General features: G+C 60.4%; 15 protein-coding genes. 13 read left to right on the top strand and 2 right to left on the bottom strand.

All coding sequences use genetic code 11. The features are described 5' to 3' along the window. A partial coding sequence (locus ACEW8N_RS08790) for a hypothetical protein (RefSeq protein WP_373499438.1) occupies window positions 1–239 on the bottom strand: 239 nt, incomplete at its 3' end. 157 nt (window positions 240–396) lie between these two features. On the opposite strand from ACEW8N_RS08790, the gene ACEW8N_RS08785 reads away from it, so the two are divergent. From ACEW8N_RS08785 to ACEW8N_RS08770, 4 genes are all read left to right on the top strand, one after another. Further along, window positions 397–1371: an NAD(P)H-dependent flavin oxidoreductase gene (locus ACEW8N_RS08785; RefSeq protein ID WP_373499437.1), complete on the top strand. Its 975-nt coding sequence runs from the start codon at window positions 397–399 to the stop codon at window positions 1369–1371. Between the two features lie 32 nt (window positions 1372–1403). Beyond that, a complete protein-coding gene (locus tag ACEW8N_RS08780; protein WP_373499436.1) occupies window positions 1404–2165 on the top strand; it encodes an outer membrane lipoprotein-sorting protein in 762 nt (253 codons plus the stop codon). A gap of 37 nt (window positions 2166–2202) precedes the next feature. Continuing rightward, window positions 2203–3591, top strand: a complete 1389-nt coding sequence (locus ACEW8N_RS08775; protein ID WP_373499435.1) for a PIG-L deacetylase family protein — start codon at window positions 2203–2205, stop codon at window positions 3589–3591. 438 nt (window positions 3592–4029) lie between these two features. Further along, window positions 4030–5358 carry a PhoH family protein gene (locus ACEW8N_RS08770; protein WP_373499434.1) on the top strand — a complete coding sequence of 443 codons (1329 nt, stop codon included), beginning with the start codon at window positions 4030–4032 and terminating at the stop codon, window positions 5356–5358. A gap of 56 nt (window positions 5359–5414) precedes the next feature. Here ACEW8N_RS08770 and ACEW8N_RS08765 read toward each other — a convergent pair whose 3' ends face one another. Continuing rightward, window positions 5415–7301, bottom strand: coding sequence for an EAL domain-containing protein (locus tag ACEW8N_RS08765; protein WP_373499433.1), 1887 nt, complete (start codon window positions 7299–7301; stop codon window positions 5415–5417). Between the two features lie 293 nt (window positions 7302–7594). Here ACEW8N_RS08765 and ACEW8N_RS08760 point away from each other — a divergent pair, with 293 nt between their 5' ends. The 9 genes from ACEW8N_RS08760 (at window position 7595) to ACEW8N_RS08720 (ending at window position 13470) form a co-directional block, all read left to right on the top strand. Beyond that, entirely contained in the window at window positions 7595–8326 is a 732-nt protein-coding gene (locus tag ACEW8N_RS08760; protein ID WP_373499432.1) for a TIGR02117 family protein, read from the top strand. 46 nt (window positions 8327–8372) lie between these two features. Then, window positions 8373–8957, top strand: coding sequence for a DJ-1/PfpI family protein (locus ACEW8N_RS08755; protein ID WP_373499431.1), 585 nt, complete (start codon window positions 8373–8375; stop codon window positions 8955–8957). A gap of 72 nt (window positions 8958–9029) precedes the next feature. Then, window positions 9030–9800 (top strand): dienelactone hydrolase family protein, encoded by a 771-nt coding sequence (locus ACEW8N_RS08750; RefSeq protein WP_373499430.1) that lies wholly within the window; start codon window positions 9030–9032, stop codon window positions 9798–9800. A 197-nt stretch (window positions 9801–9997) separates the two neighbouring features. After that, entirely contained in the window at window positions 9998–10483 is a 486-nt protein-coding gene (locus ACEW8N_RS08745; protein ID WP_373499429.1) for a DUF5658 family protein, read from the top strand. 81 nt (window positions 10484–10564) lie between these two features. Further along, on the top strand, window positions 10565–10786 hold the full coding sequence (locus ACEW8N_RS08740) for an AbrB/MazE/SpoVT family DNA-binding domain-containing protein (RefSeq protein ID WP_373499428.1): 222 nt from the start codon (window positions 10565–10567) through the stop codon (window positions 10784–10786). Between the two features lie 14 nt (window positions 10787–10800). Beyond that, window positions 10801–11214, top strand: a complete 414-nt coding sequence (locus tag ACEW8N_RS08735) for a type II toxin-antitoxin system VapC family toxin (RefSeq protein ID WP_373499427.1) — start codon at window positions 10801–10803, stop codon at window positions 11212–11214. A gap of 61 nt (window positions 11215–11275) precedes the next feature. Next, window positions 11276–11953 carry a hypothetical protein gene (locus tag ACEW8N_RS08730; RefSeq protein WP_373499426.1) on the top strand — a complete coding sequence of 226 codons (678 nt, stop codon included), beginning with the start codon at window positions 11276–11278 and terminating at the stop codon, window positions 11951–11953. A gap of 101 nt (window positions 11954–12054) precedes the next feature. Continuing rightward, entirely contained in the window at window positions 12055–12744 is a 690-nt protein-coding gene (locus tag ACEW8N_RS08725; protein ID WP_373499425.1) for a DUF3307 domain-containing protein, read from the top strand. A gap of 168 nt (window positions 12745–12912) precedes the next feature. Beyond that, on the top strand, window positions 12913–13470 hold the full coding sequence (locus ACEW8N_RS08720; protein WP_373499424.1) for a Na/Pi symporter: 558 nt from the start codon (window positions 12913–12915) through the stop codon (window positions 13468–13470). Window positions 13471–13608: the final 138 nt, after the last annotated feature.

Here is a 13608-nt window from a genome sequence, read left to right as displayed (position 1 = left end):
CGGGCGGCGACCGCGGCGGCAAGCCCCGCGAAGAGCGGCGCCATCTCCCGTCCGGGATGACCGGAGATGACCGCGCCGTGGACGATCCGGGAGATGCAGTAGGCCTGGGCGACGACGAGGCCGCCGCCGGCAAGGCCCAGGCCCACGGAGAGGGCGATCCATCCCCGGCCGTGACGGGCCTGGGACATCAGCCACGCCGGCGAGGCTTTTTTCCCCGTTGGATTTGCGTCTTGTATCATACCGAGAGTTCCATTATTATCCTTGGCATTCGAAGGGACATCAGACACCATCCGTGTCTGTTCAGCCCCGTCCCCGGCGATCAACCCTTATAAACTGCGGCAGGTTCTTCGGAAGCGCAAGGCCTGCCGGGCAATTTTGCATGACAAGGAGGCGTCCATGACGACATCCAACCGCGTCTGCCGGCTCTTGGGCATACGGTATCCCCTGATCCAGGCCGGGATGGTCTGGTGCTCGCCATGGCAACTGGCGTCGGCGGTCTCCGACGCCGGGGGCTTGGGCGTCATCGGGGCCGCCTCCATGTACCCCGACGTGCTGGCCCTGCATATCGACAGGTGCAGGAAGGCCACGGACAGGCCGTTCGGGGTGAACCTCCCGCTCCTCTACCCGGACCTGGACGCACACATCGAGCGGATCCTGGCCGCCCGGGTGCCCGTGGTCTTCACCTCCGCCGGCAATCCCCGCAAATATACGCGGATGCTCAAGGACCGCGGGGTGACGGTGGTCCATGTGGTCTCCAGCGCAGCCTTCGCGAAAAAGGCCGAGGACGCCGGCGTCGATGCGGTGGTGGCCGAGGGGTTCGAGGCAGGGGGCCACAACGGCCGGGAGGAGACGACGACCTTTTGCCTCGTCCCTCAGGTGGTCGCGGGCGTCGATATTCCCGTCATCGCGGCGGGCGGCATCGGCACGGGGCGGGCCATGCTGGCGGCCATGGTCCTGGGCGCCGAGGGGGTTCAGATCGGCAGCCGGTTCGTGGCCTCAGCGGAATCCTCGGCCCACCCGTCCTTCAAGCGGAAGGTGGTGGACACCCCGGAGGGGGGGACGGTCCTCACCCTCAAGGAGCTGACGCCGGTCCGCCTGATCCGGAACCCGTTCTATGCGTCGGTCGAAAAAGCCTATGCCGGGGGCGCGTCCACGGAGGCGCTCCGGGAGCTGCTGGGGCGGGGTCGGGCCAAGCGGGGCATGTTCGAGGGGGATCTCGACGAAGGGGAGCTGGAGATCGGCCAGGTCTCGGCCCAGATCCGGGAGGTCCTGCCGGCGGCCCGGATCGTGTCGGAGATCATCGGAGAATACCGGACCCTCCTGGACGGGTTCAAGGCGGGCCGGTTCGACGTCGACCTCGAACCGGCATGACGCCGGAGAGGTCCGGATAAGGAAATGATTTCATGAAAAACGCGTGGTGCCGGGTCATGGGGTGCATGACCCTCCTGTGGCTGGGGCTTGCCGGGGCGTCGGCCGAAGACGACGCCGGGCGCATCCTCCGGGAATCCTTCAACTACATGCGGGGAAAATCCTCGGCCTCGACGGTGGAGATGACCATCCACCGGCCCGGCTGGGAGCGGCGGATGACCCTCCGGGGCTGGACCCAGGGCGAGCGGGACAGCATCTTCCGGATCGTCTCCCCGCCCAGGGACAGCGGCAACGGAACCCTCAAGAAGGGCGGGGAGATGTGGACCTACAACCCCAAGGTCAACCGGGTGATCAAGCTGCCGCCCTCCATGATGTCCCAGTCCTGGATGGGATCGGATTTCTCCAACGACGACCTGGCCAAATCCGACAGCCTGCTCCACGATTACGACCATTTCCTGGAGGGCACCGAGCGCCATGAGGGGAAAACCGTCTATGTCATCCGCTCCGAGCCGAAGCCCCGGGCTCCTGTGATCTGGGGCATGCAGCGCCTCCGGATACGGGAGGACCTCGTGCTCCTGGAGCAGGTGTTCTTTGACGAGGACCGCAGACCGGTGAAGCGTCTCGTTTCGGAAAGCCTCCAGATGATGAGCGGCCGGATTTTTCCCAGACGCATGACCATGCGAAAGGCGGAGGAGACGGATGCCTTCACCGCCGTCGAATACATCGAGATCCAATTCCTGGACAGCCTGCCCGACGATCTGTTCACCATCACCTCCCTCAAAACCCTGAAGCGGTAAAGGCGACGGCGGATTGTCCATGGATGAAAGCAGACAGATGCCACGGAAAAAACATATTCTTCTCTTCACCGTCCTTGCGGTGACGGCCGCCATCGTCTGGCTTGCCGTCTGGGCCGTCCGGGCGAGGTCTTCCATGTATGCCTACGACACCCGGCGGGATCATGTCTATGATTTCCGCCGTTCCGGTGCGATCGTCACCGACCTTCCGCTCAGGGATGGGCGCGTCGTCCTTTCCCGCCGCCATGGCAGCGACCACACGGCCTTCCTGAAGGTGGACGTCGATGCCGCATGGTCGGGCAGGCTTTTCCAGCCCCGCATAGTGATTGCCGGGGAAAAACGCTCCGTGACCCAGTATCTCGAGCACGGGGCCGCCGGGATCCGGTACCTCAACATCAGCTCCCTGCCCCCGGATAGTGCGGGGGGCCTTACGCTCCGGGGAAAATATGCCGCCGTCAGGGATCAAACGGTGCAGCTCGTCATGTTCCGGAACCCGTCCCCCGGCGCCATGAAGATACTTGTTGTCGCCCCCCACCCGGATGACGCGGAGATTGCCGCCTACGGACTTTACAGCGACAACAGGAGGTCCCACATCGTCACGGTCACCGCGGGCGATGCCGGGCCCAACAACTATGATGAAATATCCCTGGCCAAGGCAAGGCAGTATCTCAAGAAGGGGCAGTTGCGGACCTGGAACAGCATCACCGTGCCGCTCCTGGGGGGCATCCCGTCGGAGCAGATCGTCAATCTGGGGTTTTTTGACGCGACGCTGGCATCCATGTACCGGAGCCGGTCCCTGCCGGTCCGGGGGCGCTTCACCCAGGCTTCGGATATCTCCACCTTCAGGCGGCAGAATGTCTCCTCCCTGGGCTGTGGTCTGACCGGGGGGGCGGACTGGCATTCCCTGGTGGCAAATCTGGAATACCTGCTTCGCCAGATAGGGCCGGACGCCATCGTGGCGCCCTATCCCGCCCTGGATAAGCATCCGGATCACAAGCTCTCGTCGATCGCGCTGTTCGAAGCCATCCGGAAAGCCGGCATGACGCGGGGACGGCTCTATCTCTACACCAATCATTTTGTTCTGAACGCCTATTATCCTTACGGAGAGGCCGGGTCGGCGGTGACGCTTCCCCCCAATTCCCGAAAGCCCGTCTATTTTGACGGCATTTACTCCCATGCCCTGTCCCACGACAAACAGGTGGACAAACTCTTCGCCCTGGAGGCCATGAACGACCTGCGGCTCGATACGGAATGGCGGTTCGCAGGCGGGGCCGTCGGCTTGGCAATCGCCTCCCTCAAGCGGGATGCCTCCGGAAAGGAAAAAAGCTATTTCAGGAGCGCCGTCAGGAGCAACGAACTCTTTTTCGTGGTGGAGATCGAAAATCTTTACAATGAAAAAATTCTGAATGAAATCAAAGGAGAATTATAGCCCGCCGCCTCCGGGAGACCGGATGCGGAGGGGAAGGGGCACTTGTCTCCCGGGATTTCCATCCCCGTTAATGCTTTCCTAACATTTCTGATCTAAGATGGTTGAAAGTCCGTGAGCGGACCTCAATCGTTTCAACGCCGTTATGGCGGGCTTCATGCGCTTTTGCCCCGCCCCGTCACGTCCATCTGCCGCATCGGGAGCGCTCATGATTCATTCTGAAATGACATTCCACAGGCCGCCGAACACCCGATGGGGATGGCGAGACCTCCCTTTTGCGGAGCGCCATCGGTGCCCCCGCGGCCGATGTCCAGAGTCCCCGGGGACGGCGGCTGCCGATCTTTGAGAAAACACACGAACCGTCCGGCGCCCCGGGCCGGATCAACACTGACGGCCGCCCCGCCTTCCGGGCCGGTCGATTGAATGCGTGGAGATTATCCTATGCCAAAAAAGAAAAAGCTTTTTATCCTCGACACCAACGTTATTCTCCATGACAGCTCCTGCATCTACCACTTTGAAAAACATGATCTTGTCATCCCGATCACGGTGATCGAAGAACTCGACCAGTTCAAGCGTGGGAATGAGACGATCAACATCCAGGCCCGCATGTTTCTGAGGTCCCTGGACGCCATCAGCACCGACAAGATATTCAACGGCGGCATCCCCATCAGCCCGGACAACGGCAGGATACGCATACAGCTCGAACGGGAATTCCATGAAAAACTGGCCGCCAATTTCTCCGCCCACAAACCGGACCATCACATCCTGAACACCGCCTATCAGCTGGCCCAGGAGCATGCTCCGGGCCGCGTCATCCTGGTCACCAAGGATGTCAATCTTCGCATGAAGGCCAAGTCCATCGGTCTGATGGCCGAGGATTATACCTCCGACCACGTCAAGGATCTCTCCGGGCTCTACCAGGGCAAGCGCATCCAGGAAAAGATTGCGGAGTCGGTGATCGATCAGCTCTATCAAACCCCGTTTGAAATCGACGTCTCGGCCATCGACCTGAAGGAAGAGCTTATTTCCAACGAATACATCATCATGCGAAACGGCCGGAAGTCCGCCCTCGCCAATTACAACCCGTTTACCAAGAAAATCCAGCGGGTGGAAAAGATTTCATGCTATGGGATTTCGGCGCGAAACGCGGAGCAGGCCTTCGCCCTGAACGCCCTGGTCAATCCGGAGATCTCGCTGGTGAGCATCACCGGGAAGGCCGGCACGGGAAAAACGCTGCTGGCCCTGGCCGCAGCTCTGGAGAAGCGGAAGCTTTACCGGCAGATCTACATCGCCCGCCCCACCGTGCCGCTCAGCAACAAGGACATCGGTTACCTGCCCGGCGATATCCACTCAAAGCTCGACCCTTACATGCAGCCCCTCTATGACAACCTCACGGTCATTCAGAACCAGTTCCAACAGAGCAGCCCGCGGTTCGGTAAAATCCGGGAGCTGCTCGACGCCAAGAAGATCGACATCGCCCCGCTTTCGTACATCCGCGGGCGGAGCCTGGTGAATATCTTTTTCATCGTCGATGAGGCGCAGAACCTGACGCCCCATGAAATCAAAACAATCATCACGCGGGCCGGCGAAGGCACCAAGATCGTCTTTACCGGCGATATCTATCAGATCGACCACCCCTATCTCGATGCCCAGTCAAACGGATTGAGCTATCTGATCGAAAAAATGAAGGGCCAGGCGCTTTACGCGCATATCAACCTGGAAAAAGGGGAGCGTTCAAGCCTTTCGGAGACGGCCATCAACCTGCTGTAGGGCCGGCCGCAGTGGGGAGGACAACAGAGACGGCCCGCCGCTTGAACGGCGGCGGGCTAAAACACGTCCCCGGTCGCGGGGGTGACGACCGCGCCTCGGATCATGACCCGTCCCGGATGAGTGTCTTGAGTCCTCTCCGCGGAAACGGAAGGCGGCCGGGGGACCGGTTCGGAGTGGCAGAAATCCTGAAGGCTTGCGTATGCGATTTTATCCCTGGAATTTTTGGCGTCCTTTTTGAGCTGAGCCATGATGTTGCTCACGTCCTCCGGTGAATGGATCCGCTGGGCCGCGGAAGGCAATTCAAGAATGACGGAAGAAACCGTGAGAAGGGGAAATTTCCGGACCGTCCCGTCCCTGTCCGCCGATATGATGCACCCGTTTCGAATCGCCTCCGCGTCGTAGAAGCTTTCCGCATTTCGCCGCAGTCGATCCGCCAGGGCGCAGACCTCGCCCCGGACGCGGGCCATGGCGGCGCCGCGGATGCCCATGAAAAAGTCATCGCCCCCCACATGGCCTGCGAAATAGGCTGATGGCGCCGTCCATGACTTCAGGAGATCGGAGAAGAGAAGAATCAACCGGTCGCCGTTTCGGAATCCATATTTGTCGTTGTAGGCCTTAAAATGGTCAAAGTCAAAATAGATCAGGTGATACGTGGATGTCATGTCCTGCAGCGCCATGGACACGTATTCATAGATCATCGTGTTTCCAGGCAGTTTTGTCAGGGGATTCTGATCTCTTGCAACTGCTATGTTTTTTTCGTTGATCACCTTCAGGAGGGATCGGGCGCTTAAAAACCCTACATATTTCATGCTGTCGACAATCAGGATGCCTTCCATGGTGTCGTTGTTCGAGTAGATCTCCAGGATTTTTTCCACCGATGAGTGGATGTCGGCAATGGGGAATTTGTTGATGAACCTGTCGATCCGTCCGCCGAAGGCGGGGTTTTCGAGAAGCTGGCGGCCGAATCGCGAGTAGGTGTAATCCTTGAGCATGACCTCCCGGATCACTCCCAGGGGTTCGCCGTTGTCGTTGACGATCGGGAAGAATCCGCTGAACTTGTTCTTCCTGAACGCTTCGAAAGCGTCGAGGATGCTGGTGCTGCAGTGTATCGGTTCGAGATCTTCCATCTTGTTGATGATCAGCGCCTGGTCGTCTTGGGCGTGTTGACGCTTGTCTTGTTCATTGATCTCACGGATATGGTCGTAAACCGTCATGAGTTGATTCAATTCCAGCAGAGGCCGCTGCACAAGGTATCCCTGAACCAGGTCGCAACCCATGTCTCTGCATTGGTAATACTCTTGGGGGGTCTCCACGCCTTCGGCGACGACGGAACTGCCCATCAGGTGCGCGATGTTGACGATGCTTGAAACAAACATTTTTTTTTTGCGATCGTTTTCAATATCCTGAATGAAAAACCGATCAATTTTGATGAAATCGGGCTGGGTGTGGTACAGGAGCTTCAGCCCTGAAAAACCGGATCCGCAGTCATCCACTGCTACCCGGAACCCTTCTCGGCGGAACGCATCGAGCATTCCCATCGCCCGATTGACATCGGTGAGCTGGTGCCGCTCCGAGATTTCAAAACAAACGTTGTTCACCAGGCTTTCAAACCGCTTTATCTCCTTGAAGGGCTTCTCCGGATCAGGGTTCATGAAATCGAAAATCCGGTTGTCCAGATTGTAAAACAACCGTGTCCGGCTATTCCATGGAATCTGCCTGAACTTGGCCAGGACCTTTTTAAACAGCAGCCGGTCAACGGCAGGCAGCACACGCTCCAAGAAGGCTTCGTCGAAGAGATCGCCGATGGCGTCAAACCCCGCGGCTTTGTAATTTCGCAGCAGGGCTTCATACCCGCAGCATACTCCCGTATGAATGTTGACGATGGGTTGAAATGCATACTTAATCGTGCTGATACGCTGCATCCACTTCTGATTCAGTTTCATCGAAGTTCAGTCGCTCCTGGTTTGCGGTCGCTTCATCCGCAATCGCGAAAATAATAAAACTTATAATGGTTGTGTTACGTCCGTGTTAAACGCGCATGCTTTTTTTCCCGGCTTGATATATTTTTTGCAGGATATCAAAACCATATTATTTTTTTACAAAATCCGGTATGGTTGGATACCCGAACACCATCCTTGCAGCGGCGGGAGAAGGGCCTTTTTCCGACGGATTGCAGTGTGGCAAGGAGCGCTGGGGTATCAACCCCATGAACAACGCCGGTAGGATACGCATCAAGATGAACGCATTGTCGCATGCATCCCGCAAGGGGAGGACCACCGGCGGCGCCTCTGGGATATTCTTCCCGCTGATCGGTATGGCGCTGGCGGCGGCCGTGGCGATCCTGTCGGCCTGCTCTGCGAAGCCGCATGTCGTCTTGCCGGAATTTAAGGCGGAAAGTGGCATCTCCTCGAAAAGAATTTATATTGTCAATCATGGACGGCACACGGGCGTCATCTTTCCGGCCCCGGAGTTGAACGAGGAAGCGCCGGGCCTGAGGGATCGCTTCGGGGAGGCGACGTACTTCGAGTTCGGGTGGGGGGACGAAGGCTTCTACCGCGCCAGGAGGGTCACCTCGGGCCTGGCCGTGAAGGCGCTCTTCTGGCCCACCGCCGCCGTCCTCCACGTGGTCGCCGTCGCCGGCTCTCCGGAGGACTATTTTTCCGGGAGCGAGGTCGTCGCGCTGCCTGTTCGGACGGAGGGCTTCGAAAGCCTGAAAAAGTTCATCCTGCAAAGCTTCGCAAGAGACACAGGCGGCAATATATGCCCCCTGGAGGCGGGCATATACGGGGATAGTCAGTTTTATCGGGCGGTGGGAACCTATTCCTGTATGAACACGTGCAACACCTGGACGGCCAGGGCCGTGAAAAGCGCGGGGAAAAAGATCCCGCCGGCCCGGAGCCTCCCCTCGGGGAGCGTCATGAACGGCCCGGGGCGGGCCGGCGAGTCAAGGCCGGAGGCATCCAGGTAACGGCGGCCGACTGTTTTTTTAACCGGTCCAACTATGAAAGGAGGTCATGATGAGCGCGAAAAAGATCTTGATGCTGGTCGGTGATTACGTAGAAGACTACGAAGTGATGGTCCCATTCCAGGCCCTTTCAATGGTCGGGCATACCGTCCATGCGGTCTGCCCCGGGAAGAAGGCGGGCGAGACGGTGCGGACCGCGGTGCACGATTTCGAGGGCGATCAGACCTACAGCGAAAAGCCGGGGCACAACTTCACGCTGAACGCCGCGTTCGACGGGGTCGATCCCAAAGCGTACGATGCACTGGTGATTCCCGGCGGACGCGCACCCGAGTATATCCGGTTGAACGAGACGGTGCTGGACATCGTGCGGCATTTTTCGGCAGCGGGCAAGCCCATCGCGTCCATATGCCACGGCCTCCAGGTGATGGCCGCGGCCGGGGTTCTCGAAGGGCGGTCCTGCACGGCGTATCCGGCGGTAGGGCCGGATGTCACCCGTGCGGGCGGCAGGTACGTCGAGATCCCCGTGGACAAGGCCCACGTGGACGGCAACCTGGTCACCGCACCGGCCTGGCCGGCCCATCCCGAGTGGCTCGCCAGGTTCCTGGATGTCCTGGGAACGAGAATCGAGCCATAACCCCCGGTGATGACGCGAGGGGCACGTGCGGCACCTGTCGAAATCATGAACGAATAAACCGGGAGGATCGACATGAAGACCCTGACTTGCCTTTTTTCAGCCCTTCTCATTGGATTGACGGCTGGATTGACGGCGGCGTGGACGGCGGATGCCGACGCCGCCGGAGAGAAGATTCCCTATGCGGTTGACGGAAAGCCTTACGAGGGATATCTCGTCATGCCGTCTCCCAAAGCGCCCCTTGTCCTGCTGATCCATGACTGGGACGGCCTGACCGATTATGAGGTCAAGCGCGCCGACATGCTGGCGGACCTGGGCTATGCGGTTTTTGCGGCGGACCTCTTTGGCACCGGCGTGAGGCCGACCGAAACGGCGGACAAGCGCAAGCAAACGGATGCGCTTTACCAGGACCGGAAGAAAATGCGGGCCCTGCTCAACGGCGCCCTCGACACCGCGAAATCCAAAGGAGCCGATATCCATAACGCCGTTGCCATGGGATACTGTTTCGGCGGCGCCGCCGTCCTCGAATTGGCGCGTTCGGGGGCGGACCTGAAGGGCTTTGTCGCCTTCCACGGCGGGCTGGACCTTCCCGAGGGCCAGGACTATGCGGGGACCCGGGGCCGGCTCCTGGTCCTGCACGGCACCGCCGATCAGAGCGTCAGCATGGATCAATTCGCAGCGCTTGCCCGCGCCCTGGAGGAAAAAGGCGTGCCCCACGAAATGATCACCTACGGCGGCGCGCCGCACGCCTTTACCGTGTTCGGCACCGAACGGTACCGGGAGGACGCCGACAGGAAGTCCTGGAAACGGTTCACGGAGTTTCTCGGGGAGACGCTTGCCCGATGAGGGGGGAAACCGGCGCTGCGCCATGGCCCCCGTCCGGCCGCCGGGCCGGTTCCTGCGGCCGGATGTCGCTTTTCCCTTGAGCAGCCTTTCCAACGCATGCTAAGGTCCCTTCGAGAATCCGTCCGGGGCCGGCATGCCGCATGCTTCGACACGCTGGATCCGGCCAGGCTACTTCAAGATAGTGAAAGATTTGCTTCATGAATGACACTCCCCCGCCGAACCCGTATGACGGCATGGAAAGACGATCCGGCCGCGACCGAAGGCAGCGGAAACTCCCGTCCCTCAGGGACATGCTCGTTTACCGCCGCCGCCGCCAGCCGCGCCGCCAGGACGACCGGCGCAGGTTCGCCCTCATGGATCAATACGGAACATCGATCGGCGTGGCATGCATCATCGTCCTGCTGCTGAGCGTCACCGACGCCTTTTTGACCCTGTTCCTGCTGGGCCACGGCGCCGTGGAGATCAACCCGGTGATGGCCTATTTCATCGAGATCAACGAATACGCCTTCATCTGGGCCAAATACGGGCTGACGGTGGTGTCGGTTTTTATTGTCCTGATTCTCAATTACGCGTTCATGCGGAAGTTCCGCCTGCACGCGCGGCACCTGCTCAACTACTTTGCGCTGATATTCGCCCTGATCGTCGTCTGGGAACTCTATCTGGTGATGCGGATTGTCGTCTAGCGGCCGTCGCCTTTTGAGTTGACGCTCACCACGCATTCTGGTATCGGTATTACCGGTATTACTTCATCACGGAGGTGTGGGATGCGCGTCACCACGAAGGGCCAGGTTACCATTCCCCAGCATATTCGAGAAAAACTCGGCATCACGCCCGCCACAGAGGTCGATTTTGTCGAGGAAAACGAGCGTGTGTACATCGTCACGCGCAGAGGTCCGGGAAAGCGGGGAGACCGATTCTCCGGGCTGAGGGGCGTCGCCACCGTCCGGATGACGACCGACGAGATCCTGGCCTTGACGAGAAGATAGGGGAGGGGGCGGCCGTGGAGGGTGTTCTGGTTGATTCCGACGTCATCCTGGACATCTTTCTCGACAATCCCGTCTGGGCGGAATGGTCTCTCCGGGTGCTGGGCGAATACGGCGCGATAACGACCCTCCACATCAACCCCGTTGTCTACGCCGAATTGTCCATGGGCTTCGAGCGGATTGAAGATTTAGAATGGGCCATCGCCCGGGGCGGCTTCAAGATGCTGGAAATGCCGAAGGAGGCGCTCTTCCTGGCCGGGAAGGCCTTTCTGAACTACCGCCGCAAAAAAGGCCCCAAGCATTCGCCCCTGCCGGACTTCTTCATCGGCGCCCATGCCGCCATCCTCGACATGCCGCTCATCACCCGGAGTGTCGTCAATTACCGGAATTTTCTTCCGACAGTCAGGCTCATCAGCCCCGAGACGGGCTGATCGTCGATCCGGGCGCCGGCCGGAGGCATCCGCCGGATCCGCCCGAACCATGAGGGAGTGGATGCACCGCAACGGGAAGATCTACGCCGCCCTGACGGGCGATCTGGTGGGGTCTTCGCGGCTCTCCGCCGCAGGCAGCGCCGGGGCCATGGAGATCCTGAGGCGGGCCGCGGACGACCTCGCGGCCGGGCATCCCCGCGCCGTCGTCGGGCCCATGGATACCTTCCGCCACGACAGCTGGCAGCTCCTCCTCGAACAGCCGGCCCTGGCCGTCCGGGCCGCCCTCTTTTTCAGGACCGCCCTCAAGCTCGAATCCGATGCCGGAGCCAAATACGATACCCGGGTCTCCATCGGCATCGGCCCGGTGGAGCTGATCTCCACCCGAAGGATCTCCGATTCCCGCGGACCGGCGTTCACCCGCTCCGGAAAGGGCCTCGACGCCATGGGCGGGCGGTGCTTCGCGATCGACGCGGGGGACGGGCCGCCCGAGCCCCTGAAGTGCCTTGCGGCCGCCGCCGTTCCCCTCCTGGACTGCATCGTGGGGGACTGGACCCCCGCAGAGTCGCGGGCGGTGAACGGCGCCCTCAGGGGATTGACGCAGGAGGAGATCGCAAGCCTCTGGCCGCCGGTGGGAACAACCGGCAGGCCGCCCAGCCGCCAGGCGGTCGGCGACGCCCTCGCCCGGGCCCACTGGCGCACGGTGACGGATGTCCTCCATTGGATCGAGACGGCGATTTAGCAAGTTCAAGAGATTGCTTAGATCTATTGCAAGTTTGAAAGCTTTCGTTTGGCTGGATCAAAACGCATGGCTTTTATTACCGGCCGAAGCCTGGGAGGCGGATGATGGAAAAGATTGCCGCGGTGCTGATCGCCGCCCATGTGTTCGCGGATTTCCTGCTGCAGACCGACGCCCTGGTGCGGCATAAAGACCGGCCGGCGTTCCTGATGCTGCACGGGGTCATCCACGCGGCGGCGAGCTATTTCATGCTCCAGGCCTGGGCATGCTGGCAGGCGCCGGCGTATGTGTTCGCCGTCCACACCCTGACCGACCTGGGCAAGCAGCGCTCGGGGAGCGACGGCGCGGCGGTGTTCGTCGTGGACCAGATCGTGCACGTCGCCACCCTGGCCGCCCTGGCCTGGATCATGGTCCGCTTCTCCTGGATGCCCGCATTCGACGGCGTCGGCTACGCCCCCCTGATCGTGGCGGCCGGATTCGTCGCCTGCGTCCGCGGGGCGGGCTTCCTGGTCGCCAAGGTGGCCGGGCGCCTCATCGTCGAGAACGGGATCGCCCTGGAGGGGCTGCGGAACGGCGGGAAGATGATCGGCCAGTTGGAGCGGTGCATCATTTTCCTGTTCATTTTCATCGATCAGCCCATGGCCATCGGCTTCCTGTTCGCCGCAAAATCCATTCTCCGCTTCGAAGAGGCCAAGCAGCAGAAGCTGGCAGAGTATATCCTGATCGGAACCCTCCTGAGCTTCTCCCTGGCCATCGCCATCGCTTCGGCCGCGCGGTGGGCCGCCGGGCTGTGACCCGCCGGCCTCGCCGGATAGCCCGGAGACCCGGATTCGGGTTGATTTTCAGACACGATTCGCTTACCATGAGCGCGATTCTATCCCCCGGATGGTGAACCGGTTTTATGGGCTGGGGCTCAGGTAACAGTTGATGTTCTCTTAGAATGCCGATTTGCAGAGGCGGTGATGGCCGGCGGACTGGACGTTTGGAAATTGATGGCGGGACTGGGCATCTTCCTGTTCGGGATGCTCCTGATCGAGGAATCGGTGAGGTCCCTTTCGGGGAGGGCGTTCCGGCGGATCATCCGGATGTACACCACGGGGCGGCTGCGGTCCATCGGGAGCGGCTTCATGGTGACCGCCTTCCTGCAGAGCAGTTCGGCCGTCTCTCTCATGGTGCTGGCGTTTGTCGGCGCCGGGGTGATGCGCATGGAGAACGCCATCGGCGTCATCATGGGCTCCAACATCGGCACGACCGTCACGGCCTGGATCGTCGCCACCATCGGGTTCAAGGTCACGATAGAGAGCTTCGCCCTCCCGTTCATCGGCATCGGGGCCGTCGGCCTCATCCTTTTCAGGCCGGCCACCAAGCCGTGCTTCGCCAGCCGGCTTGTCATCGGGTTCGGCTTTCTGTTCCTGGGCCTCGGATACATGAAGGGCAGCGTCGAGACCTTCGCCCAGACCTTCAGCCTGACCGGGATCCCCAATTTCAGAGCTCTTGACCCCAAGCAAATAAACAACTGAATTTACTTGATCAGGGTAGAAATATATGGTATTTATGAATGCAACAATATGGAGGCTCGAAGATGCTTCAAAGTTGCATTCCATTTCTCCCAGAGGGTGCTCAGATCATCAACGATCATGTGGCGTTGTATCGGCACG

It is taken from the genome of Desulfococcus sp. (genome assembly GCF_041737845.1).
GTDB lineage: Bacteria > Desulfobacterota > Desulfobacteria > Desulfobacterales > Desulfococcaceae > Desulfococcus.
Note: the sequence above shows the minus strand (reverse complement) of the source record. Positions and strands in the feature narration are given on the sequence as shown.

Excerpts from the sequence above, each read along its gene's own strand:
- ACEW8N_RS08730 (WP_373499426.1), top strand. The coding sequence starts at position 11,276 with ATGCACCGCAACGGGAAGATCTACGCCGCCCTGACGGGCGATCTGGTG.
- ACEW8N_RS08760 (WP_373499432.1), top strand. The coding sequence starts at position 7,595 with ATGAACGCATTGTCGCATGCATCCCGCAAGGGGAGGACCACCGGCGGC.
- ACEW8N_RS08770 (WP_373499434.1), top strand. The coding sequence starts at position 4,030 with ATGCCAAAAAAGAAAAAGCTTTTTATCCTCGACACCAACGTTATTCTC.
- ACEW8N_RS08780 (WP_373499436.1), top strand. The coding sequence starts at position 1,404 with ATGAAAAACGCGTGGTGCCGGGTCATGGGGTGCATGACCCTCCTGTGG.
- ACEW8N_RS08745 (WP_373499429.1), top strand. The coding sequence starts at position 9,998 with ATGAATGACACTCCCCCGCCGAACCCGTATGACGGCATGGAAAGACGA.
- ACEW8N_RS08750 (WP_373499430.1), top strand. The coding sequence starts at position 9,030 with ATGAAGACCCTGACTTGCCTTTTTTCAGCCCTTCTCATTGGATTGACG.
- ACEW8N_RS08785 (WP_373499437.1), top strand. The coding sequence starts at position 397 with ATGACGACATCCAACCGCGTCTGCCGGCTCTTGGGCATACGGTATCCC.
- ACEW8N_RS08765 (WP_373499433.1), bottom strand. The coding sequence starts at position 7,301 with ATGAAACTGAATCAGAAGTGGATGCAGCGTATCAGCACGATTAAGTAT.
- ACEW8N_RS08725 (WP_373499425.1), top strand. The coding sequence starts at position 12,055 with ATGATGGAAAAGATTGCCGCGGTGCTGATCGCCGCCCATGTGTTCGCG.
- ACEW8N_RS08755 (WP_373499431.1), top strand. The coding sequence starts at position 8,373 with ATGATGAGCGCGAAAAAGATCTTGATGCTGGTCGGTGATTACGTAGAA.
- ACEW8N_RS08740 (WP_373499428.1), top strand. The coding sequence starts at position 10,565 with ATGCGCGTCACCACGAAGGGCCAGGTTACCATTCCCCAGCATATTCGA.
- ACEW8N_RS08720 (WP_373499424.1), top strand. The coding sequence starts at position 12,913 with ATGGCCGGCGGACTGGACGTTTGGAAATTGATGGCGGGACTGGGCATC.
- ACEW8N_RS08775 (WP_373499435.1), top strand. The coding sequence starts at position 2,203 with ATGCCACGGAAAAAACATATTCTTCTCTTCACCGTCCTTGCGGTGACG.